Here is a 21,548-nt window from a genome sequence, read left to right on the forward strand (position 1 = left end):
TTTGATTTACAGGACTTCGTAGGAAAAACAAAAATGCAGAATGACCAAAATAAGAATAATCATAAAATCAATGCCAGAGGGAAAAAGGATAGTACGGATAATTTGGAATACAATAAGCGGTATGGTAAATTGGCTGACCACGTCCCGTGCGGCCCGCAGCCAATCAGGTACCTGGAATTGAAATGGCGGTCTTCGGTTTCTTTTAAAATAGCGTCTGGGCATCATAATCCTTCCTTCGTTCATCTGGGTTAATAACCAGGTTATTCATGAGGGAGCTCCAGTGTGAATAAAACCGTGCATGCACGATTTTGTTTTGGTTGAATAGAATAATTGTTACATCAAATGGGAAAGCTATTGACGTTTTCCCAATTCACTAGTTAAAATAGAATATGATCAATAAAATGATATGAATTGCGTTGAAAGGGAAGAGTACACCGACTGTCCTTAAAGAGAGGAAAATCAAAGCTGAGAGATTTTCTAAGGAAACAGCGCTGGAAGGTCGCCCTGGAGCAGCTTCTTTGAAAAAAGTTTGTTCTTTTTAGAAGAAGACGGCAAAAACCGTTATCCGTCAATGAGTGTGCAAAAAGCCATGCTTTTGCTTTTTGCAAACAAAGGTGGTACCGCGAACATGCTTCTTTCGTCCTTTGAGACGGAGGGGCTTTTTTTATTGGAAAGATAAAGGAGGAGACATTCATGTCGACTGAAAAACAAGAACTTTCTATGCCGACGAAATATGATCCGAAGGCAACCGAAGAAACCTGGTACAAGTACTGGGTGGACGGCAAATTTTTTGAAGCAACAGGCGATGTGGAGAAAACGCCATACTCCATCGTGATCCCGCCGCCAAACGTTACCGGCAAGCTGCACCTTGGGCATGCGTGGGACACTACCCTGCAGGATATCCTAAGCCGTGCCAAACGGATGCAGGGCTATGATGTATTATGGTTGCCCGGAATGGACCATGCAGGAATTGCGACTCAGGCGAAAGTCGAGGCAAAGCTTCGCGAACAGGGTACTTCCCGTTATGACTTGGGACGGGAAAAGTTCTTGGAGAAAGCGTGGGAGTGGAAGGGCGAGTACGCAGACTTTATCCGAAATCAATGGGCAAAGCTGGGTCTTGGCCTCGATTACTCCCGCGAGCGCTTTACACTTGACGAGGGATTGTCCGATGCTGTCCGTGAAGTATTTGTCACCCTTTACAAAAAAGGTTTAATTTATCGCGGGGAATATATCATTAACTGGGATCCAGAGACGAAAACAGCGCTCTCTGACATCGAAGTTATCTACAAGGATGTTCAAGGTGCGTTCTACCATATGAAATATCCTTTGGCGGATGGGTCCGGCCATATCGAAGTGGCAACCACACGCCCGGAAACCATGCTGGGAGATACAGCAATCGCCGTTCACCCGGAAGATGACCGTTACAAACACCTCATCGGCAAGAAAGCGATTTTGCCAATTGTAGGCCGCGAGATTGAGATTGTAGGCGACGATTATGTCGATATGGAATTTGGCTCAGGTGCGGTGAAAATAACACCGGCTCATGATCCGAATGACTTTGAGATAGGAAACCGCCACAACCTTGAACGAGTTCTCGTTATGGATGAATCCGGAAAAATGAACGACAATGCAGGCGTATATCAAGGAATGGACCGGTTCGAATGCCGAAAACAAATCGTGAAAGATCTTCAGGATGCAGGTGTATTGTTCAAGATTGAAGAGCATTTGCATTCTGTCGGGCATTCCGAACGAAGCGGAGCCGTTGTTGAGCCTTACCTTTCCACACAATGGTTTGTAAAAATGAAACCTTTGGCGGAGAAAGCGATCGAGCTTCAAAAAACAGAAGAAAAAGTGAACTTCGTGCCGGAGCGTTTTGAAAAAACTTACCTGCATTGGATTGAGAATATCCGCGACTGGTGTATCTCAAGACAGCTGTGGTGGGGGCACCGAATCCCGGCCTGGTATCATAAGGAAACAGGTGAAGTGTACGTTGGTCATGAGGAACCCCAAGACGCGGAGAACTGGGAGCAGGATAACGATGTTCTTGATACCTGGTTTTCTTCCGCACTTTGGCCATTCTCCACAATGGGCTGGCCGGATGAGGATGCAATTGATTTCAAACGGTACTACCCGACCAATGCGCTTGTAACGGGCTATGATATCATCTATTTCTGGGTTGCCCGCATGATTTTCCAAGGTATGGAGTTCACTGGCAAACGTCCGTTTAATGATGTTCTTATCCACGGCCTGATCCGTGACTCAGAAGGACGCAAAATGAGTAAGTCACTCGGAAACGGTGTCGATCCGATGGATGTTATTGAAAAGTATGGTGCAGATGCACTTCGCTTCTTCCTTTCTACCGGAAGCTCACCGGGGAACGATCTTCGGTTCTATTGGGAAAAGGTTGAATCCACTTGGAACTTTGCCAATAAAATCTGGAACGCTTCCCGTTTTGCCCTCATGAATATGAACGGTTTAAAAGAAGAAGAAATTGATTTGACTGGTGACCTTAACCTGGCGGACAAATGGATTTTAACACGTTTCAATGAAACGGCAGAAAATGTGACAAGGCTGATTGATACGTACGAATTCGGAGAAGTTGGACGTCTCCTGTACAACTTTATCTGGGATGACTTGTGTGACTGGTACATCGAAATGGCGAAATTGCCGCTGTACGGCGAGGACGAGGCTGCTAAGCAGACGACCCGTTCAGTACTGGCGTATGTTCTGGATCGCACGCTGCGCCTCCTCCATCCGATTATGCCATTTATTACCGAGGAAATTTGGCAGCACCTTCCTCACAAAGGCGAGTCCATTACAGTTGCCCAATGGCCGAAGAAACGTGAAGATCTCCACTTCCCTGAAGCCGCTCAGGACATGAACCTGGTGACAGAGATGATCCGAACGGTACGCAACATTCGTTCTGAAATGAACGTCGCACCAAGCAAACCGATCGAACTTCAGATCAACGCGAAGAGTGAAGAGGTACTGCAAGCTTTAGAAGTCAACCGTGCGTACATTGAAAAGTTCTGTAACCCAAGTTCATTGAAGCTGGGAACTGGACTTTCAGCACCGGATAAATCCATGAGTGCGGTTCTTACCGGAGTAGAAATGTATCTTCCGCTTGAAGGACTGATCAATCTTGAAGAAGAGATTCAGCGCCTTGAAAAAGAAGTTGAAAAATACAACAAAGAAGTCGAGCGTGTTCAAAAGAAATTGGGCAACGAAGGCTTTATGAAAAAAGCGCCTGAGAAAGTGATTGAAGAAGAACGAGCGAAAGAAAAAGACTACAGCGAGAAACGCGAGAAAGTTCTTCAGCGTATTCAGGAATTAAAAGCGTAAGAAAAAAGCCTGAAGGTGGTTAGTCACTTTCAGGCTTTTTTAATTTCGCGGCGATATGCTCCATATAAAGTCTAGCGATATTAATGTCAGAGGTAGCACTGAGTGTCCTGCTCCCGACCACATCTTCCATCTCATTAAAGATAAAAGCTCCTTTTTCATTCAGAAGAAAATCGATGCCGGCCATTCCAATATCAAAATGAAAAATGATCCGTTCAACGAGGGCGGTTTGTTCGTGCTGCAGATGATAAAGTTCTGCATGGCCACCGAGCGAATAATTTGCCCTGAAATCATTGGATGAACTTCGAAGTACGGCACCTGCAATTTTGTTTCCGACGACGAATACCCTGACGTCCTTCCCAGCATCTGGCGCCATTTTTTGGAGGACCCAATCCTGCTCGGGATGTGTAGACAAGGCATTTTGAAGTTCTTTTTCTGTTTTCACAAGGTAAACCTGTTGGCCCCCTCTTCCAGATGCAAGCTTAGCCACCAGAGGAAAATCAAAAGGCATGGATTGCGTCTGAAAAAAAGAGGGACGTATGAAAAGGGTGTCCATCATCGGGATGCCCGCTTCAGCAAGGAGCTGGTGTGTCCGTGCTTTGTCATTGGCCACAGCAGAGACCGATGATGAATTAAAGAGCTTGAGTCCCATTTTTTCGAGCTGTCGGGAGAGAAGGGGCTGAATGGTACGGACGACGGCAAAGTGCGGCAATCTCATTTCTTTTAAGTCATAGTACAACGAGAGTTTGTTATCCGTAACTCCAAAGGCAAACCTCTCCGCAAACATCAATTCAAGCGAAAGACCGGCCAAGGCTGCTTCCGCTTTGAGCCAGTCGATGAAGGAAGCGTTTTTTACAGCGTCCGGTTCACTGTATATTAACCAGCCTGCTTTCATGATTGAATCGTCCTTAAAATGTGATCCATCATATGGTCGGCAACATCAATCCCAGTACAATCATAAATGCTTCGAATATGTGCGTTGGAATTGATTTCACAGACAATTGGGGTGCCGTCTTCACCAAAAAGAAGGTCCACTCCAGCGAATGCTGTGCCTGCAGCCTCGGCACAGGCGGCAGCCAGGTCTTCCTGCTCTTTCGTCGGAGTATAAGGCTCTGTTTTTCCGCCGAAACTGACATTGGCGCGAAAATCCGTTTCCGATTTTCTGAGCATGGAAGCCACCGCTTTCCCGCCTACAATATTAATCCGGACATCGCGGCCGTAGCTCGAGGCAACCATTTCCTGAAAAACGTATTCTGTATTTTTTAATGTCTTCATCAAAGAAAGCAGTTCCGCTTCATTTTGGACAAGGTGAACCTGCATGCCAAATGATCCATATGCTTCCTTGACCACCATCGGAAATCCAATTTCTTTGATCACCATGTCGCAATGGCTGTCATCGTGAAGTTCACCGAATACTTTAGGTGCTATAATGGTTTTGGGAAACAGGATGCCTTGGTGGGCAAGCGTCTGATACATCCTAGACTTGTTGTCGCAGGTTTCAATCGCGTCTGCAGAGTTAAAGACTGGTATTCCCATGTTTTCGAGCTGTCTTGCAAGAAAAATATCTTTATCGCCAAAAAGAACAAAGTCCGGCCGTTCGTCTTTTAAACGCCCGGCAAGAAAAGATGTTCCGTTTTTAAACGAAACAAGCAAATCATTGTTTTTGATAATAGTAGGTTTGATTCCTTTCTTCTGGGCAGCAGATGCCGTCCATTGAGCAAAATCCATAAATTTCTTTTGCGGCAGGTTGCCGTTATAAATAATCCAGCAGGAAGTTTGTGACATGGTATTCCTCCGTATATACATAGCCATTCTAAAGCTAAGTAAAAGTCTATCTTATTTTATCCTTCTCGCAGAGATATCACAATAAAAAGGAGGAATCAGATGTGTTTACATCCTATAAGGATATCAATGAATACCTGAAGCTCAAAAATGCCGGGGAAATGAAGATGGGTCTTGAACGAATGAGGTCCATCCTTCAAAAACTGGACCATCCGGAAAGGAAGTTTACCTGCATTCATGTTGCAGGTACAAACGGCAAGGGATCCACCATCCAAATGATGGCTTCCATCCTCAGAGAGCAGGGATACAGGGTCGGTACGTTTACTTCTCCGTTCCTTGTGAATGTCAGGGAACATGTTCAAATCAATGGAACTATGATTACAGACCGGGAACTGAAAGAAATCCTTGACCAGATGAAACCGTTGATTTCTGAACTTGAAAGGGGAGGTCTTGGCAGCCTGTCCGAGTTTGAAGCAGTAACAGTGGCGGCATTTATGTATTTTCATAAATGCTCCACCGATCTTTGTTTAATAGAGACGGGGCTCGGGGGAACAACGGATGCAACCAATGTTATCACGCCGATTCTTTCGGTGATCACCAGTATCGGTTATGATCATATGAATCTGCTCGGTTCGACCCTTTCAGAGATTGCGTCCCACAAGGCAGGGATCATTAAAACGCGCGTTCCTGTCATCACGGCCGTTGGACAGGCAGAGGCGGCAGCTGTCATTAAACGGCGTGCCACACAATGTTCCTCCCCATGCTTCCGGCTTGACCATGAGTTCAGTGTTCATTCTGAAAGAAGTGGAGGTGGGAAAGAAGTTTTTTCATTCAGCTCTTTTTATTCCAAAAGAAGAGAAGTCAAAATAGGGATGGCGGGTGAGCATCAAGTAAGAAATGCCGGCCTTGCGTTAATGGCGGTTGATCTTTTAAAACATGAAATGAACTGGGTTATTGATGAGGATTCTGTCATTTCCGGAATTAAAAAGGCGAGATGGCCGGGAAGATTCGAGGTGATGGAGGGCGTGCCTACCATTATTCTCGATGGAGCACATAACCCTGAAGGCATTCGCGCGTTGGGTAAGACACTAAAAAGACACTTTGGCGTCAGAAGCGTTCATGTTCTTTTTGCAGCTTTGAAGGACAAAGATACTGGAGAGATGCTGAAGCCGTTGGAGAAAATCAGTTCTTCCATTACCTTTACAGGTTTTGAACACCCACGTGCAGACTGCGGAAAAGCACTTTTTGAGAAAAGTGCAATGGTTAAAAAAACATATACGGAAAATTGGCAGGAAGCATTGAAACACCTCCTGCAATCCACAAAGGAGGAAGAAGTGCTTCTCATTACCGGTTCTCTGTATTTTATTGGAAAGGTGAAAGCTTTTTTTAATAGCCGTTAAAGGTGAATATAAACTCTCTCGACAATCATCCGATAGTAAAGTAAACATGGGTTGCAAATGATGATTGGAGATGGAGTGATCAATTGGAATATGCCTTTCTATTCTTTATTGGACTGGTTATCGGGTCGTTTTGTAATGTGGCGGGGCTCCGGGTTCCGCTAAAGAAATCGATCGTATATCCTGGTTCCAGCTGTTCCGCCTGTGACCGGAAGCTTGGCTGGTGTGAGCTGATTCCGGTTGTATCCTGGGTGATTCAACGGGGGAGGTGCAGAGGGTGCAAAGGGGAAATTTTGATTCTTTACCCGGTAACGGAGCTGCTTACGGGTTTGCTTTTTATGCTTTCACCGCTATTGTTGGGCTGGTCTTTTGAATTGTGCATTTCATGGTCACTCATTGCCATGCTGGCCATCATCACGGTTTCCGACTTGGTGTATATGATTATCCCTGATCGTATTCTGTTTGTTTTCGGCAGTTTCTTTATCACTCTTCGTTTATGGGTGCAGATCGGCTCTGCATGGAACCCCGTTTTGGGTTTTTTGCTCGGATTCGGGCTCCTCTATTTCATTGCCGCCGCATCAGGAGGAGGCATGGGAGGAGGAGATGTAAAGCTGATGGGCGTTGCCGGTATTGTTCTCGGATGGAAGGCCGTCCTGCTTGCTTTTATGCTCGCTCTCTTTTTTGGTGCGGTCTTTGGTACTGCGGGTATAGCTTTAAAACGCCTGAACAGGAAACAGCGTATCCCGTTTGGTCCTTTTCTGGCAGCAGGAATCCTTTTTTCCTACTTTTTTTATGAAGAGATCGCAGGCTTTTATTTCAGTCAGATGCATTAAAGAAGATTATTCTATTAACCCTTCTTTTTGTTCTATGAAATCGGCACAGGGCATATCCTGTTTACTAGATGATAGAACAAAGGAGCGGATAGACATGAAGGAGCAAAAGCCGGTTACAGTACTGATAAACGGCAAAGCCACTTCCCGCAAAGAAGGGAAGAGTGAACAGGAAGCCACCACAAAGGAAATTGCAGCCGCTGTTTATACAGAGGAAAGGGCTGCCTGGGAGATCATTGAAGGTGAAGAGTCCGGAAAAGTACTGGATTTTAAAAAAGTATTAAAACCTGTGCCCCGTCCTTCTGCCCTGAAGAAGCTTGGAAATAAACGACGAATGTTTCTGCTCAGAAGAAAAAGAAACACAACCCCGTTTTCGAAACCCTGGATGACAGCCGCCATAGCGGCGATCATAACCGGCTGCACGTTCGGAGCGATTATTCTCATGCTTTTTACGGGAGAGTCGGCGTCCACTGAAGCTCAGATCGTGTCTGCCCGGCAGACCAAACTCAATTCCACAGTGAGCTCACCGGCGACCATTGCCAGCGTTCCTTTGGACTTTCATGCGGTTCAGAACGGACTGTTTTCCACTGAAAAAAAAGCCGAGGAGGTCAGTTCAAAGCTTAAAGAACAGGGATATGCTGCTGCTGTTTATAAACAAGGAGCAAATTATTCGGTTCTGATCGGGCTCGGCAATAAGAAGGAACAGGCAAAATCTCTTGCAGATGCGTATCAATTACTGGGTGTTGATGTGTGGCAGAAAAAACTGGATGCCTCGTATTCCAACTTGAAAATCACGCAAAAAATGGATGAGCCTTTTATCGTTAACGGCAAGATTCTGCTGCAAAATGTGATCACACTTTCCCAGGTGCCTGAACTGAGTAAAAAGGCAAAAGCATCCATTAAGCAGGATTATGAAGGTTGGAAGCAGTATGGTGATAAGCAGGATGAAAAATGGCCGTCGAAGCAGAGAAAAGCGGCAAAGGCTTATGAAATACAAATCTCCACAGCTCTGGGTAAGCTGACCGGTACGCATTCAAAGGAAGTTGACTGGCCGCTTCAGCAAGCAGTGCTCGACAGTTTCATTTCCTATACGAAGCTCCTCGATACCCTTAAATAGAACACTGGAAAGCCAGAGATGATTTCTCGGGCTTTTTTTGTGAGGATAAATCCGACATTTTTTTAAAGATATTGTAAAATGAAGACATAAACAGGAAAGTATTGGCGAAAAACTAAAGGAACGAATATGAAACGGATTGGTTATTGTCTAACTGTGGAGATTTTGATATGCTTAATTCAATCTCCTGTCAACAGACGGTACATAGCCGTTCATGTAAAAGGGTGATTAAATGAAACGCCTCATATTAGCCTCTTCTTCACCTCGAAGAAAAGAACTTCTTTCAATGAACCTTCTCTCGTACGAAGTTATTCCAAGTACTATTCAAGAGGTCATGGATCCCTCATTTTCACCTGAAGAGCTTGTTTGTTCGCTTGCCAGGCAAAAAGCGGAAGATGTATTCAGGCTGTACCCGGATCATGTCGTGCTCGGCGCAGATACGATTGTCGTGAACAATGGTACCGTTTTGGGAAAACCAGCGGGAAGAAAAGAAGCCATTGATGTTCTTCGTTCGCTGTCGGGCCGTACACACACTGTCTATACTGGGGTTTCAATTCTTGCAAAAGAAAGGGAACAGATATTTTTTGTCTCTACTGACGTTACGTTTTGGGAGCTGTCAGATGCAGAGATTGAAAATTATGTGAACAGCGGTGAACCGTTTGATAAAGCCGGCAGCTATGGGATTCAGGGGCTGGGCGCAAGGCTCGTCCAGTCGATCGCCGGAGATTTTTACAGCGTGGTGGGATTGCCCGTATCCAGAGTGGTAAGAGAGCTTGAAAGCTTTGGAATCAGCGCAGTCAGTCAGGAAGACGAAAAATAAGGAGGAATACGTAAGTGGCAGAAATACCGCTTATGATTCGTGATTATCCTGTTGAAGAACGCCCGCGTGAGCGAATGCTGACCAGCGGGCCGGGAACCCTGGCGAACCATGAACTTTTGGCGATTTTACTGAGGACCGGATCCAGAAGGGAGTCCGTTCTTCAGCTGGCAAACCGCATCATTCAGCATTTTGAAGGACTGCGCTTGTTAAAAGATGCAACAATAAGTGAACTGAAAGAAATTCATGGCATTGGAGATGCGAAAGCCGTGGAGCTTCTCGCAGCCATCGAACTTGGAAGGCGTATCAGCAGACTGCCGTTTGATGAACGGTTTGCGATCCGTTCGCCTGACGATGGCGCACAATATTTGATGGATGAACTCCGCTTTTTGCAGCAGGAGCATTTTGTCTGTCTTTATTTAAATACGAAAAACCAAGTGATTTACAAAAAAACGATATTCATTGGAAGCCTGAATTCATCGATTGTCCATCCAAGGGAAGTATTTAAAGAAGGATTCAAACGTTCGGCGGCTTCCATTATTTGTTTTCACAATCATCCAAGTGGTGATCCTGCTCCAAGCAGGGAAGACATCGAAGTAACCAAAAGATTAGTAGAATGCGGCAAAATGCTTGGTATAGAGCTTTTGGACCATATTATTATTGGCGATTTAAAATACGTAAGTTTAAAAGAAAAAGGTTATGTTTAACATTGTCATTTGCGCTTTTGTTAGCGTATAATCATATTTATGAGTTTTGCTTGATGAAAGGAGTTACATAAATGTTTGGTGGATTTTCAAGAGATTTAGGGATTGATTTAGGGACTGCAAACACTCTTGTTTACGTGAAGGGTAAGGGTGTTGTTGTGCGTGAACCTTCCGTAGTAGCATTGAGAACAGATACAGGGTCAATTGAAGCGGTAGGTAACGCTGCAAAGAACATGATCGGCCGTACACCAGGAAATATTGTGGCGGTTCGTCCAATGAAGGATGGGGTTATCGCTGATTTTGAAACAACTGCAACCATGATGAAGTACTTTATCCAGCAGGCACAGAAAAACCGTTCTGTTTTTGCGAGAAAACCGAATGTCATGGTATGTGTTCCTTCGGGGATCACAGCCGTTGAAAAACGCGCAGTAGAAGATGCGACCAAGCAAGCAGGAGCCCGCGAAGCCTACACCATTGAAGAGCCTTTTGCGGCTGCAATTGGTGCCGATCTTCCGGTATGGGAACCAACAGGAAGCATGGTAGTGGATATTGGTGGAGGTACAACTGAAGTGGCGATCATTTCCCTTGGCGGAATTGTCACAAGCCAATCCATCCGAATTGCCGGAGATGAAATGGATGACGCGATCATTCAGTACATTAAGAAAACCTATAATCTTATGATTGGTGAGCGTACAGCTGAAACCCTTAAGCTTGAAATTGGCTCTGCAGGCACAGCTGATGGTATTGAAAACATGGATATCCGTGGCCGTGACCTTTTGACCGGTTTACCAAAAACCATCACGATTACTGCTGAAGAAGTTTCCAGCGCACTGAGAGATACGGTAAACAGCATCATGGAGGCTGTTAAAGTTACACTTGAAAAAACCCCTCCTGAACTGGCTGCCGATATTATGGACCGTGGAATCGTGTTGACTGGAGGAGGAGCGTTGCTTCGCAACCTGGACAAGGTGATCAGTGAAGAAACTAAGATGCCTGTAATCGTTGCTGAAAACGCTTTGGATTGTGTTGCTGTTGGAACCGGACGTGCGCTTGAAAATCTGCACCTTTTCCGTTCAAAGGCAGGAATTACTTCCCGTTCGAAAACAAAGGTTTAAGAAGGTGTTTGGATCGTGCCACAATTTTTCTCGAACAAGCGGCTTATCATTCTTCTTGCGAGTATCATAGTTTTGGTGGCAATGATCGGCTTTTCTATGAAAGATCGCAAGGAATTAAGCTGGCCGGAACAATTTTTAAAAGATACGGTTGGCGTAAGCCAGTCGCTGTTTTATAAACCCGCTAACTCTATAGCGGGTTTCTTTGAGAACTTATCTGAAATGAAAAATATGTATTCCGAAAATAAGAAGCTGAAATCAAAGCTCGACGAGTATGCGGAGCTTTCTGTCAGCGTTCAAGATTTAAAACAAAAGAATCGAAGCTTAAAAGGCCAGTTGGAAAAGGAAGCGGACCTTACTGAATATCAAGTGAAGGAAGCGACCGTGATTGGGAGATCCCCCGACCGCTGGAACAAATTTATTTTTGTGAATCAAGGCTATAAAGATGGGGTGAAAACGGATATGGCTGTCGTTTCACCGCAAGGCTTTATTGGAAAAGTGACCAGAGTCGCTGCCTTCCATTCTACGGTTCAGTTGATCAGCGACAATGATCAGAACAACCAAATATCTGCAATCGTAGAAGGAAACAAACGCATTTTTGGTACGATTGAGGGCTATGATTCCAAAAAACAATCCTTGTTGTTTAAAGAGATACCTATCAACGCGGCCATTAAAAAGGGGCAGAAGGTGATCTCATCCGGGCTGGGTGAAGCTTTTCCAAGAGGTTTGCTGATTGGAACGGTTACTGATATTAAGGCGGATGAAACCGATCATACGAAAATCGCCTATGTTAAACCCGCTGCCGATTTGTATGATCTCAGCCATGTGACAATTCTTGAACGATCCATGCAGCAGTTGGATAAAAACGAATTTAAAGCAAAGGAGGAAGAATAATGAGCAGAATTCTTCTTCCTTTTATCACCTATATTGCATTTTTAGCGGAAAGCACAGTGATGCAGGTGCTGGCGCCGGAACATTATGGCTGGGATTTTTTAATGATCCCCCATTTTGCGATGGTGCTGATCATTTTGATGTCCTGCTATTTGAAACCATCGTTTGGTATTGTGTATGGTTTGATTTTCGGGCTGTTCGCGGATTTGATTTATACCGACCTCATTGGGGTATACATGTTTTCAACCGCGTTGGTTGCCTATTTCATAGCTGTACTGTCCCGCTATCTTTTCAGTAACTTTTTTGTTACGATTTTATTGAGCGTTTTGGGAGTTGCCGGCTTGGAATTTCTGGTATACGGTTTAAACTCTCTGATCGGGATAGCCGATATGAAAATGGCTGACTTTTTCTACGACCGGCTTTTGCCGACGTTGATATTAAATGCTGTATTTACGATTATCGTTTTTTATCCCTTTGCTAAGCTTCTTAGAAAGATAGAAGGATAAAAAAACGCTTTCTGAAAACTGATGGAATGAAAAAAAGGATTCCACAATAAGTTGTCGAATGAAAGTATGTTGAGGTGAACGATGGCAATGGCACAAAAACTCCAACATAATGTAACCATTAAAGGTACAAAAGACGGTCTCGTTCTGCTATTGGATGACTTGTGTTCTTTTGAGCACCTTCTCGAAGAGCTGAATGATAAATTATCCGACGATCATGGGCAGTTGCTGAATGGACCGCTTATTTCAGTCATTGTCAAAACAGGTAACAGATATCTGACCGATCAGCAATCAGGGCTCATCCGCGAAATTATCGGGCAAAAGAAAAATCTCGAAATCAAGCGGTTTGAAACCAATGTCATTACGGTTGCCGAAGCGGAAGAAATGAAAAAAGAAGCACAAATCATGCGTGTTTCAAAGGTGGTTCGCTCGGGTCAGGTCCTTAGTGTGCAGGGGGATCTTTTGCTGATTGGCGATGTAAATCCCGGAGGTACAATCGTGGCAACAGGCAACATTTTTGTATTGGGTTCCCTGAAGGGGATTGCCCACAGCGGTTCCTCTGGCAACAGGGAAGCCGTTATTGCCGCTTCTGTCATGAAGCCCACCCAGCTCCGAATTGCTGATATGATCAACCGGGCGCCGGATCATTACCCTGAACATGGGCATGAAATGGAGTGCGCCTTTATTTCTGATGAGGAAGATCAGATCTTGATTGACCGGATCAGCATCGTACATAAAATCAGGCCAGAGCTGAATCGTTTATAGTAAGAAAGGGGAATGAATCATGGGAGAGGCAATAGTCATTACTTCTGGGAAAGGGGGAGTCGGGAAAACCACGACTTCTGCAAATATTGGTACATCCCTCGCCCTTTCTGGCAAAAAAGTGTGTCTAGTTGATACAGACATCGGTCTTCGCAATCTTGATGTTCTGATGGGACTTGAGAACCGGATCATCTATGATTTGGTCGATGTTGTGGAAGAACGCTGCAAGCTTCATCAGGCGCTCATCAAAGACAAGCGGTTTGAATGTTTATTCCTCCTTCCGGCTGCACAGACCAAAGATAAAAGCTCCGTTCAACCGGAACAAATGAAAAAGATTATCTCGGAATTGAAACAGGATTATGATTATGTCATCATTGACTGTCCGGCAGGAATAGAACAAGGATTCAAAAATGCGGTAGCGGGCGCCGACAAATCCATTGTGGTTACCAATCCTGAAATTTCATCGGTACGTGACGCAGACCGCATCATCGGTCTTCTCGAGCAAGAGGATGTGGAAGCACCGAAACTTATCGTCAACCGTGTACGGAATCACCTGGCCAAGAGCGGGGATATGCTGGATGTGGATGAGATTGTATCCATTCTTGCCATCGAGCTCATCGGTGTTGTGGTGGATGACGAAAATGTAATTAAAGCAGCAAATAAGGGTGAGCCCATTGCGATGAGTCCGAGCAGCAAGGCTTCCATTGCCTATCGGAACATTGCAAGACGAATCCTTGGGGAATCCGTTCCCCTTTCCACCATAGAAGAGGAAAAAGGATTTTTTTCCAAAATCAAAACATTGCTTGGCATGAGATAGATGACAGCCTTCACACGTGTAAGAAATGGATGACGCGTATGAAGGCTTTTTCTGTGCATGTCTGATTTCATGGCGCACAAAAGTCATAAGCCCCCCGGACAAGTCATATGATGTGGTAAACAAGATACGGGGGAATCAGGAATGAGAAATAGCGCAGATGAAATCCGGCGGAGATATGCAGACAAGATTGCCGGGGAGGAACAGGAACCGTTCAAGACCAGCCTTTACACAGGGCCATCCACTCCGGTTCAGGAGAAAAAGAAAGGTCCCCGGTTTAACGGTTCATTTTTTTTGTTTCAGCTTATGGCAGGGGTGTGCCTGTTTTTGGGCGCCGGCATTTTGTTTAAAAACGATGGCCAGCAGGCCGTGAAGGGCCAGGAGATTGTCAAGAAAATGTATCATAATGAATTCCAGTTTGCTGCTGCCCAAAAGTGGTATGAAAATCAGTTTGGTAAACCACTCGCTTTGCTTCCGGACAAACAGGCTGCGCCGCAAAAAGAGCTTGCGGGCACTGAGAAAACGGACAATTATGCGGTTCCTGCTTCCGGAAAAGTCTACCAATCCTTTGAAGCCAATGGAAAAGGAATTATGGTAGAAACGGGAAAATCAATAAACGTGGATACCGTAAAAGAAGGATATGTCACATTTATCGGAAAAAAAGACAAACTTGGGAAGACGGTCATCATTCAGCATAGCAATGGTGAGGAATCCTGGTATGGCCACCTCGACAGCATTGATGCGAATGTGAAGCTGTACAGCTACATGGAACGAAAAAAACCGCTCGGAAAGGTGTCGCCTAGTGAAGACGGAAAAACAGGAAAGTTTTATTTTGCCATAAAGAAAGGAAACACCTTTGTTGATCCGAGCAAGGTGGGCATTCATTTTGAATAATGCATTTCTTCAGTTTTTGGCCAAAATACGGATCAATCCGCTCTTCTGGCTGACCATCGGACTTTCTATTATAACTGGTCACTTCAGGGAAATCCTGTTGCTGTTTTTCGCAGTGTTTATTCATGAGATGGGTCATTATGCGGCGGCCCATCTTTTTCAATGGCGTGTTAAAAAGATTGAACTATTCCCTTTTGGAGGGGTCGCGGAAGTGGAAGAGCATGGAAACCGACGGTTCTCCGAGGAGATTATTGTGACCATCTCTGGGCCCATCCAGCATCTGTGGCTGATGGCTGCTGCTTATCTTGCTTTGCAACTGGGGTGGTGGGATTCAACAAGCTGTGACTGGTTCATGAAGATGAACCTTACTCTTTTAGTATTTAATTTGCTGCCGATTTGGCCGCTTGATGGCGGGAAGCTCATTTTTATTGCAGCGACCAGCATTTTTCCATTTAAAAAAGCGCATACTGTATTTTTACTATGCTCCTTTTCCATGCTTCTCATCTTATTCCTTTCCTTCCTTCCAAGAGACCCATTTCATCTCAATTTGTGGATTATAGCGATCTTTTTGGGGGTATCCCATTATATTGAATGGAACCGGAGACCCTATGTTTTTCTACGATTCTTGATGACTCGGTCAGAGGGGAAGGGGGATAAAGCATTGACCACGCCCATTCATGTTTCGCCCGATGCCGAACTATATGATGTTATCAGCCTTTTTCGCAAAGGAGTCCGTCATTTTATCGTGATTCAAACAAACGAAAAGAACAGAGTGGTCGAAGAAAAGCTTGTGTTGAACACCTTTTTTTCCTCCAATCAGGTCAGATGTGCAATCGGCCATCTTTTTCGTTAAAATGAAAAGCATCAGTGATGTTAGTGAGGATAATGTATATGAAGAAAATTATCATAAATGCCGTCACCCAAATGAAACGGATAGCGGTCATTGAAAATGGGAAAGTCGCAGAATTGCAAATGGAAGCAGTAGCGGGTCTTCCTGTACCCGGCAGCATCTACAAAGGCAGAGTTAAGCGTGTTCTGCCTGGCATGCAGGCGGCCTTTGTGGATATCGGCTCAACCAAAAATGGATTCATTCATCGTGATGATCTTTTATCTTATCAGCAGTCCCGGCTGTCTCCTGAAGAAAAGAAGGGTATGACTATCAGCTCTTTTGTCCAGGAAGGAGAGGAACTGATCGTGCAAATCGTGAAAGAAGAAACGGATTCCAAGGGAGCCAGGCTGACCGGAATGCTTTCCATTCCAGGATCGCGCCTGGTTTTCTTGCCGAATGCGTCACACATTGGCGTTTCGAAAAAAATGAGCCGCAATGAAAAGGAAAAGTGGCGCCTGTATGGCCAAACCCTGGTCAGGGGAGAAGATGGTCTCATTTTCCGTACATCATGCGCAGGCCAACCAGACGAAGAAATTGAGGCCGAGTTTAGGGGGCTCATTGAACGTCATCGCCAGGTTGAAAACTCGGCTGAACAAAAAGAAGCGCCGGCTCTCCTGCATGATGAAGCCGATTACCTGAATAAACTGATCCGTGATCACGGGTATGACGAAACGCTGGAAATTGTGATTGACGATGGTGCAGAGTTTAGAAGATTGCTGATGCTAGCCAAGCCATTTCCGTCTCTGCAAAAGAAAATCATCCTGTACAGCGGCAAAGAAAACATCTTTTCTTACTACGGTGCGGAAACCACTTGGGAAAAGGCCCTCCGGCCACATGTCTGGCTGAAAAATGGAGGTTCGTTACGGATCGATTACACGGAAGCGATGACAGTGATTGATGTTAACACCGATAAGTTCACCGGAAAGGCGAGCCGAAGGGAAACCGTCCTGCAAACCAATCATCAAGCGGCAGAAGAAATTGCCAAGCAATTAAGGCTGCGCAATATATCAGGCATGATTGTGATCGACTTTATAACAATGGCAGAAGCGGAAGACCAAAAAAGGGTGGAAGAAGGGCTGAAAAGGGCGCTGCAGGCAGACAGGGTAACCACCGTGATTCATGGCTTTACCCGTATGGGTGTATTTGAAATGACCCGAAAAAAAGAAAGACAGTCCCTTCACCATGCTTTAACGGAACCCTGCGGTGTCTGCCAGGAGTCCGGAAGAGTGCTTTCGGCCAAAACGGTCGCGAATCAGGCCGAGATTGCGTTAAGAGAGTACAGGTATATGGATGAGGAAGCGTTATGGATTGAAGCGACTGCTGATGTTTTGTATCACTTAAAGGGTCTGCATGATGAAAATTTGCACCAGCTTGAGTCCAAGCTTTCCTTTGTCATTTTTTTAACAGAGTTCCGTGAAAAACAAACCGCTCCGTCTTTTACGATTCGGCATATCGGTTCGGCGGAAGATATACAGCAAAGAATCAAAAGATAAATTGACACAGGTGTATCGCACATGGTATGATTCTTCTGTTAGTTTATTGGAGCACCCGCTCCAACCGCACAGGAACAGGTTTTCAAGCTTTACATAAAGCACCTGTGATGGCGAGTCTGAGTTTACAAGGAGGTGCACGTGATGTACGCAATTATTCAAACTGGTGGTAAACAAGTAAGAGTTGAAGAAGGTCAAGCGATCTATGTTGAAAAGCTTGATGTGGAAGCTGGCGATGTAGTAACATTTGAGGATGTTCTTATGGTTGGTGGAGACAGCCTGAAGGTAGGAGCTCCTTTGCTAGATGGAGTAACTGTAACAGGTAAAGTTGAAAAACATGGCCGCGGACAAAAAGTGATCGTTTACAAGTTCAAAGCAAAAAAGAACTACCGTCGTAAACAAGGTCACCGTCAGCCTTACACTAAAGTAGTTATCGACAAAATCAACGGTTAATTCCCATGATTAAGGTAACCATTTACCGGGATGAACGGAAAAGCATTACATCGTTTTCCATGAGTGGACATGCCGATTCAGGGCCGTACGGACAGGATCTTGTTTGTGCCGGCGCATCTGCAGTTTCATTTGGGGCGATCAATGCGGTGGAAGTTCTGTGCTCCGTTACACCTGATGTGGAAACACATGAGGATGGGGGCTATCTGATTTTTCGCACACCGGATCATCTTGAAGACCATATCCATGAAAAAGTACAGCTTCTTCTGGAAGGTATGGTTGTTTCCTTACAAACAATCGAAAACGACTATGGTCGATTTATTTCTTTGCAGGAAAAGCAGGCGTAATGCAGGCTTACTGTAAAACACCGAATGAGGAGGTGGGACGAATGCTAAAATTAAACCTTCAATACTTTGCTTCCAAAAAGGGAGTAGGTAGCACAAAGAACGGTCGTGATTCCATCTCTAAGCGCCTTGGTGCTAAGAGAGCGGATGGCCAATTGGTAACAGGAGGATCTATTCTTTACCGTCAGCGCGGTACGAAAATCTATCCTGGTACAAACGTAGGCCGCGGTGGAGATGACACTCTTTTTGCGAAAGTGGACGGAGTTGTTCGTTTTGAGCGTCTTGGACGTGACCGCAAACAAGTAAGTGTATACCCAGTCGCAAACGAAGCGTAAGAAGATAGCTCTAACCGGGTTGGTTAGAGCTTTTTCTTTTGTTTACAAGGTTGTGCAACCGGGAAATTTAGGTTAAACTGCCAGTGAAGCAGGGAAAGACACGTTAACAGGAGTGCAATGTATGAGTAGAGATTGGTCGACTTTAGAAGTATTGAGGCATGCCCGCCATGACTGGCTCAATCAGCTCCAGCTTATTAAAGCGAACTTGTCGCTCGGCCGGACTGAACGGGCAAACGAAATTATTGAAGAGATCATTCTTTTTTCTAGACATGAATCAAGCCTTATGAATTTAAAGGTTCCTGAATTGGCCGAATACCTGATCACGTTCAACTGGCTGAAACACCCCATTATTCTGGAAACCAGGGTATCCGGCGAGGCAAAGAATCTGTCTTTTGCAGAGAATGAGCTTCTTGATGTCTGCCGTTTCCTTTTTGATATGATAAGCCAAGCGGTCAGTCCGCTGGCTGAAAACCGGCTGGTCTTTACGATTGCGAACCAAAAAGACTTTTCCTCATTTATGTACCGGCTGACTGGCAGCATACATAACGAAGAAGCGGTTAAAAAAGGCTTTGAACATTTTCAGAAAACACATAAATTATTCGACGTTATCGAAAGCTATATTCATTCAGATGAAGTATTTCTTGTATTACAGCTAGAAAACGCAAAGAACTAGTAAAAGGAGGCGAGCAAACATGTTCGTGGATCGGGTCAAGGTCTATGTAAAGGCAGGAGACGGCGGAAACGGGATGGTTGCATTTCGCCGTGAAAAATACGTACCTAACGGCGGTCCAGCCGGAGGGGACGGCGGAAAAGGCGCTAATGTGATTTTTGAAGTCGAAGAAGGGCTGCGCACCCTCATGGACTTTCGATTCAACAAGCATTTTAAGGCAACACGAGGCGAGCACGGCATGTCCAAAGGCATGCATGGAAAAAACTCAGAAGATATGATTGTTAAAGTTCCACCGGGGACTGTTGTAACCGATGCAGAGACAGGACAAGTTCTGGCTGATCTCGTCCACCATGGACAGCGTGCGGTTGTTGCCAAAGGGGGACGTGGCGGAAGAGGAAATACCCGTTTTGCGACGCCCGCAAACCCGGCACCGGAACTTGCTGAAAATGGGGAACCGGGTGAGGAAAGAGACGTTATATTGGAATTGAAGGTCTTGGCTGATGTTGGCCTGGTCGGATTTCCGAGCGTTGGTAAATCAACTCTATTGTCGGTTGTTTCTGCAGCCAAGCCAAAGATTGCCGAGTACCACTTTACTACGATTACACCAAACCTTGGTGTGGTGGCTGTGGATGATGGCCGGAGCTTTGTGATGGCTGACCTTCCGGGATTAATTGAAGGTGCCCATGAGGGTGTCGGGCTCGGACATCAGTTCCTGCGCCATATCGAAAGAACAAGGGTTATTTTGCATGTCATTGATATGTCGGGCATGGAAGGCAGAGATCCATATGAGGACTTTGTCAAAATTAATGATGAACTGAAACAATACAATTTACGGCTTACCGAACGCCCACAGATCGTTGTGGCCAATAAAATGGATATTCCTGGAGCAGAAGAGAACCTTGAAGCATTTAAAGAAAAGCTTGAGGAGGACATCCCGGTTTATCCCATCTCTGCCGTTACACGCCAGGGATTGCGTGAGGTTTTGTATATAACCGCCAACCTTTTGGAAACGACACCCGAGTTTCCGATGATGCACGAAGAAAAAGAAGAAAGCCGTGTCCTTTACAAGCACGAAAAAGAAGAAGCCGGCTTTTATATCACGCGGGATTCCGCAGGGACATTTATTATCAATGGACCGAAGATTGAGCGTTTGTTCAAGATGACTGACTTTACACGTGATGAGACGGTTAAACGATTTGCCCGTCAAATGCGTTCTATGGGTGTGGACGAAGCATTGCGTGAAAAAGGTGCTCAGCATGGGGATACAATCCGTATTCTTAAATATGAATTTGAGTTTGTGGAATAGACTGCTGTACAAGCAGTCTGTTTTTTTGTCTTTATGACATAGACATTTTGCAGTACCTTTGGATATACTGAGGGAAAGACCTGTTTTGGAGGTTATCGTACATATGAAGGAAAGGCAGTATTACATGGTAAGGGAAGACGTTCTCTCAGAATCCATGCAAAAAACACTTGAAGCCAAGTCTCTTTTGGACCGGGGCAAAGTAAAAACGGTGGCAGAAGCAGCGGAAAAAGTAGGTTTAAGCCGTAGTGCGTTTTATAAGTACAGAGACGGGATTTTTCCGTTTCATACGATGATTAAGGAAAAGATTATAACCCTTTCACTAAATCTCGAAGACCGGTCAGGAGCGCTTTCAAGCCTGTTGACCATTGTGGCATCGGTCGGCTGTAACGTTCTGACCATCAATCAGACCATTCCTCTTCAAGGAAGAGCCAATGTCACCTTAACGATTGAAACGAATGGGCTGCGCGGAGAGATCAACGAGCTGCTTGCCACGCTAAACCGCATGGAAGCTGTAGAAAGTGTGGAAGTGATTGGAACAGGTGCATAAAAAAAGAGAGTTGTTTAACAAAACAGCTCTCTTTTTTTGGTTAAGACAACAGATAACCTTTTTGTTTTAGCTCCCAGCAGGCGTTTTCGATCTGATCCTTCGATTGGGCTTCCAATGTATGAAGATGAATGCCTTCTGTCAAAGTACTGAGCAGTGCCGCATTAGTAGTCTCCAGTTTGTTTAAAAACTCCTCGACTTCTTTTCTTGTGCTAAGGAGCAGGGAGGCGGTCAGATCGCCATAAATCGGATGTTCGACAATGACATTTTTAACGGTTACGCCATGATCCACAATGGTGAATAACTCATCCATTGTGTCTTCCGGTGAATGATTGGAGACAATTAAATGAGTATGCGGAGCCTGTTTTTCCTCCGCCTTCAAATACATATATCCTTGTGAGGTGGCTATAATTGGTTCGTTCATGGCTTTTAGCAAGGATATATCACCGACGATTACTTGACGGCTGACGTTTGTTCTTCCCGCCAGATCACTGCCTTTGATCGGATGGCTGCTCTCCATCAGCCATTGCCTGATTAAATTTCTTCTTTCATCCCCAGGCATTT

24 protein-coding genes and 2 other annotated features are annotated in these 21,548 nt (G+C 45.0%); of the genes, 20 read left to right on the forward strand and 4 right to left on the reverse strand.

The annotated features are described in order from the left end of the window. Positions 1-6 precede the first annotated feature (6 nt). Positions 7-222 carry a hypothetical protein gene (locus DMO16_RS00475; RefSeq protein WP_061972600.1) on the reverse strand — a complete coding sequence of 72 codons (216 nt, stop codon included), beginning with the start codon at positions 220-222 and terminating at the stop codon, positions 7-9. A 185-nt stretch (positions 223-407) separates the two neighbouring features. Continuing rightward, positions 408-648 (forward strand) — a binding site (T-box leader). Positions 649-693: 45 nt separating this feature from the next. On the opposite strand from DMO16_RS00475, the gene DMO16_RS00480 reads away from it, so the two are divergent. Then, positions 694-3,342, forward strand: coding sequence for a valine--tRNA ligase (locus DMO16_RS00480; protein WP_129474725.1), 2,649 nt, complete (start codon positions 694-696; stop codon positions 3,340-3,342). Between the two features lie 19 nt (positions 3,343-3,361). On the opposite strand, the gene DMO16_RS00485 is transcribed toward DMO16_RS00480, so the two are convergent. Both DMO16_RS00485 and DMO16_RS00490 read right to left on the reverse strand, forming a co-directional pair. Beyond that, entirely contained in the window at positions 3,362-4,234 is an 873-nt protein-coding gene (locus DMO16_RS00485; RefSeq protein WP_061972602.1) for an ATP-grasp domain-containing protein, read from the reverse strand. Beyond that, positions 4,231-5,124, reverse strand: a complete 894-nt coding sequence (locus DMO16_RS00490; protein WP_061972603.1) for an ATP-grasp domain-containing protein — start codon at positions 5,122-5,124, stop codon at positions 4,231-4,233. Before DMO16_RS00490 ends, DMO16_RS00485 begins: the two co-directional genes overlap by 4 nt. A gap of 101 nt (positions 5,125-5,225) precedes the next feature. Between DMO16_RS00490 and DMO16_RS00495 the strand changes: the two genes are divergently transcribed. From DMO16_RS00495 to DMO16_RS00585, 19 genes are all read left to right on the forward strand, one after another. Continuing rightward, on the forward strand, positions 5,226-6,521 hold the full coding sequence (locus DMO16_RS00495) for a bifunctional folylpolyglutamate synthase/dihydrofolate synthase (RefSeq protein ID WP_129474727.1): 1,296 nt from the start codon (positions 5,226-5,228) through the stop codon (positions 6,519-6,521). Between the two features lie 83 nt (positions 6,522-6,604). Continuing rightward, the gene (locus DMO16_RS00500; protein ID WP_129474729.1) at positions 6,605-7,351 is read left to right on the forward strand and encodes a prepilin peptidase; all 747 of its coding nucleotides are present in this window, start codon (positions 6,605-6,607) and stop codon (positions 7,349-7,351) included. Between the two features lie 94 nt (positions 7,352-7,445). Beyond that, positions 7,446-8,465, forward strand: coding sequence for an SPOR domain-containing protein (locus DMO16_RS00505; protein WP_164988825.1), 1,020 nt, complete (start codon positions 7,446-7,448; stop codon positions 8,463-8,465). Between the two features lie 229 nt (positions 8,466-8,694). Further along, positions 8,695-9,282 (forward strand): Maf family protein, encoded by a 588-nt coding sequence (locus tag DMO16_RS00510; protein ID WP_061972606.1) that lies wholly within the window; start codon positions 8,695-8,697, stop codon positions 9,280-9,282. A gap of 32 nt (positions 9,283-9,314) precedes the next feature. Further along, positions 9,315-9,986, forward strand: coding sequence for a RadC family protein (radC, locus tag DMO16_RS00515; RefSeq protein ID WP_074440576.1), 672 nt, complete (start codon positions 9,315-9,317; stop codon positions 9,984-9,986). Between the two features lie 71 nt (positions 9,987-10,057). Beyond that, positions 10,058-11,098: a rod shape-determining protein gene (locus tag DMO16_RS00520; RefSeq protein ID WP_061972607.1), complete on the forward strand. Its 1,041-nt coding sequence runs from the start codon at positions 10,058-10,060 to the stop codon at positions 11,096-11,098. A 15-nt stretch (positions 11,099-11,113) separates the two neighbouring features. Next, complete coding sequence (gene mreC / locus DMO16_RS00525) at positions 11,114-11,989, forward strand: rod shape-determining protein MreC (RefSeq protein ID WP_129474733.1); 876 nt, start codon at positions 11,114-11,116, stop codon at positions 11,987-11,989. Beyond that, a complete protein-coding gene (gene mreD, locus DMO16_RS00530) occupies positions 11,989-12,492 on the forward strand; it encodes a rod shape-determining protein MreD (protein ID WP_129474735.1) in 504 nt (167 codons plus the stop codon). The genes mreC and mreD overlap by 1 nt, the downstream gene beginning before the upstream one ends. Before the next feature lie 87 nt (positions 12,493-12,579). Continuing rightward, positions 12,580-13,254 carry a septum site-determining protein MinC gene (gene minC / locus DMO16_RS00535; RefSeq protein ID WP_129474737.1) on the forward strand — a complete coding sequence of 225 codons (675 nt, stop codon included), beginning with the start codon at positions 12,580-12,582 and terminating at the stop codon, positions 13,252-13,254. A gap of 19 nt (positions 13,255-13,273) precedes the next feature. Continuing rightward, the gene (gene minD, locus DMO16_RS00540) at positions 13,274-14,068 is read left to right on the forward strand and encodes a septum site-determining protein MinD (protein WP_061972611.1); all 795 of its coding nucleotides are present in this window, start codon (positions 13,274-13,276) and stop codon (positions 14,066-14,068) included. Between the two features lie 141 nt (positions 14,069-14,209). Next, complete coding sequence (locus DMO16_RS00545) at positions 14,210-14,959, forward strand: M23 family metallopeptidase (protein ID WP_061972612.1); 750 nt, start codon at positions 14,210-14,212, stop codon at positions 14,957-14,959. Next, positions 14,952-15,809, forward strand: a complete 858-nt coding sequence (locus tag DMO16_RS00550; RefSeq protein ID WP_061972613.1) for a M50 family metallopeptidase — start codon at positions 14,952-14,954, stop codon at positions 15,807-15,809. The genes DMO16_RS00545 and DMO16_RS00550 overlap by 8 nt, the downstream gene beginning before the upstream one ends. 38 nt (positions 15,810-15,847) lie before the next feature. Continuing rightward, a complete protein-coding gene (locus DMO16_RS00555; RefSeq protein ID WP_164988826.1) occupies positions 15,848-17,338 on the forward strand; it encodes an Rne/Rng family ribonuclease in 1,491 nt (496 codons plus the stop codon). Between the two features lie 52 nt (positions 17,339-17,390). Next, positions 17,391-17,466 (forward strand) — a sequence feature (ribosomal protein L21 leader region). A 13-nt stretch (positions 17,467-17,479) separates the two neighbouring features. After that, entirely contained in the window at positions 17,480-17,788 is a 309-nt protein-coding gene (rplU, locus tag DMO16_RS00560; RefSeq protein ID WP_061972615.1) for a 50S ribosomal protein L21, read from the forward strand. A 5-nt stretch (positions 17,789-17,793) separates the two neighbouring features. Further along, entirely contained in the window at positions 17,794-18,132 is a 339-nt protein-coding gene (locus tag DMO16_RS00565) for a ribosomal-processing cysteine protease Prp (RefSeq protein ID WP_061972616.1), read from the forward strand. Positions 18,133-18,173: 41 nt separating this feature from the next. After that, positions 18,174-18,464, forward strand: a complete 291-nt coding sequence (gene rpmA / locus DMO16_RS00570; protein ID WP_061972617.1) for a 50S ribosomal protein L27 — start codon at positions 18,174-18,176, stop codon at positions 18,462-18,464. Positions 18,465-18,585: 121 nt separating this feature from the next. Next, positions 18,586-19,137, forward strand: a complete 552-nt coding sequence (locus tag DMO16_RS00575; protein ID WP_061972618.1) for a Spo0B C-terminal domain-containing protein — start codon at positions 18,586-18,588, stop codon at positions 19,135-19,137. 19 nt (positions 19,138-19,156) lie between these two features. Beyond that, positions 19,157-20,440, forward strand: coding sequence for a GTPase ObgE (gene obgE / locus DMO16_RS00580; protein ID WP_061972619.1), 1,284 nt, complete (start codon positions 19,157-19,159; stop codon positions 20,438-20,440). 103 nt (positions 20,441-20,543) lie between these two features. Then, entirely contained in the window at positions 20,544-20,987 is a 444-nt protein-coding gene (locus DMO16_RS00585) for an ACT domain-containing protein (protein WP_061972620.1), read from the forward strand. A 40-nt stretch (positions 20,988-21,027) separates the two neighbouring features. On the opposite strand, the gene DMO16_RS00590 is transcribed toward DMO16_RS00585, so the two are convergent. After that, entirely contained in the window at positions 21,028-21,546 is a 519-nt protein-coding gene (locus DMO16_RS00590) for a transcription repressor NadR (RefSeq protein WP_129480270.1), read from the reverse strand. Positions 21,547-21,548 lie beyond the last annotated feature (2 nt).

This window comes from Fictibacillus sp. S7, from assembly GCF_004127935.1.
GTDB lineage: Bacteria > Bacillota > Bacilli > Bacillales > Fictibacillaceae > Fictibacillus_C > Fictibacillus_C enclensis.

Bases quoted from the DNA above. Each gene is read 5' to 3' on its own strand.
- radC (WP_074440576.1), top strand. From the start codon at position 9,315: ATGATTCGTGATTATCCTGTTGAAGAACGCCCGCGTGAGCGAATGCTG.
- DMO16_RS00590 (WP_129480270.1), bottom strand. From the start codon at position 21,546: ATGCCTGGGGATGAAAGAAGAAATTTAATCAGGCAATGGCTGATGGAG.
- DMO16_RS00505 (WP_164988825.1), top strand. From the start codon at position 7,446: ATGAAGGAGCAAAAGCCGGTTACAGTACTGATAAACGGCAAAGCCACT.
- DMO16_RS00555 (WP_164988826.1), top strand. From the start codon at position 15,848: ATGAAGAAAATTATCATAAATGCCGTCACCCAAATGAAACGGATAGCG.
- mreD (WP_129474735.1), top strand. From the start codon at position 11,989: ATGAGCAGAATTCTTCTTCCTTTTATCACCTATATTGCATTTTTAGCG.
- DMO16_RS00485 (WP_061972602.1), bottom strand. From the start codon at position 4,234: ATGAAAGCAGGCTGGTTAATATACAGTGAACCGGACGCTGTAAAAAAC.
- DMO16_RS00545 (WP_061972612.1), top strand. From the start codon at position 14,210: ATGAGAAATAGCGCAGATGAAATCCGGCGGAGATATGCAGACAAGATT.
- obgE (WP_061972619.1), top strand. From the start codon at position 19,157: ATGTTCGTGGATCGGGTCAAGGTCTATGTAAAGGCAGGAGACGGCGGA.
- DMO16_RS00490 (WP_061972603.1), bottom strand. From the start codon at position 5,124: ATGTCACAAACTTCCTGCTGGATTATTTATAACGGCAACCTGCCGCAA.
- DMO16_RS00575 (WP_061972618.1), top strand. From the start codon at position 18,586: ATGAGTAGAGATTGGTCGACTTTAGAAGTATTGAGGCATGCCCGCCAT.
- DMO16_RS00520 (WP_061972607.1), top strand. From the start codon at position 10,058: ATGTTTGGTGGATTTTCAAGAGATTTAGGGATTGATTTAGGGACTGCA.
- minC (WP_129474737.1), top strand. From the start codon at position 12,580: ATGGCACAAAAACTCCAACATAATGTAACCATTAAAGGTACAAAAGAC.
- DMO16_RS00480 (WP_129474725.1), top strand. From the start codon at position 694: ATGTCGACTGAAAAACAAGAACTTTCTATGCCGACGAAATATGATCCG.
- minD (WP_061972611.1), top strand. From the start codon at position 13,274: ATGGGAGAGGCAATAGTCATTACTTCTGGGAAAGGGGGAGTCGGGAAA.
- DMO16_RS00565 (WP_061972616.1), top strand. From the start codon at position 17,794: ATGATTAAGGTAACCATTTACCGGGATGAACGGAAAAGCATTACATCG.
- DMO16_RS00475 (WP_061972600.1), bottom strand. From the start codon at position 222: ATGCCCAGACGCTATTTTAAAAGAAACCGAAGACCGCCATTTCAATTC.
- rpmA (WP_061972617.1), top strand. From the start codon at position 18,174: ATGCTAAAATTAAACCTTCAATACTTTGCTTCCAAAAAGGGAGTAGGT.
- rplU (WP_061972615.1), top strand. From the start codon at position 17,480: ATGTACGCAATTATTCAAACTGGTGGTAAACAAGTAAGAGTTGAAGAA.
- DMO16_RS00585 (WP_061972620.1), top strand. From the start codon at position 20,544: ATGAAGGAAAGGCAGTATTACATGGTAAGGGAAGACGTTCTCTCAGAA.
- DMO16_RS00510 (WP_061972606.1), top strand. From the start codon at position 8,695: ATGAAACGCCTCATATTAGCCTCTTCTTCACCTCGAAGAAAAGAACTT.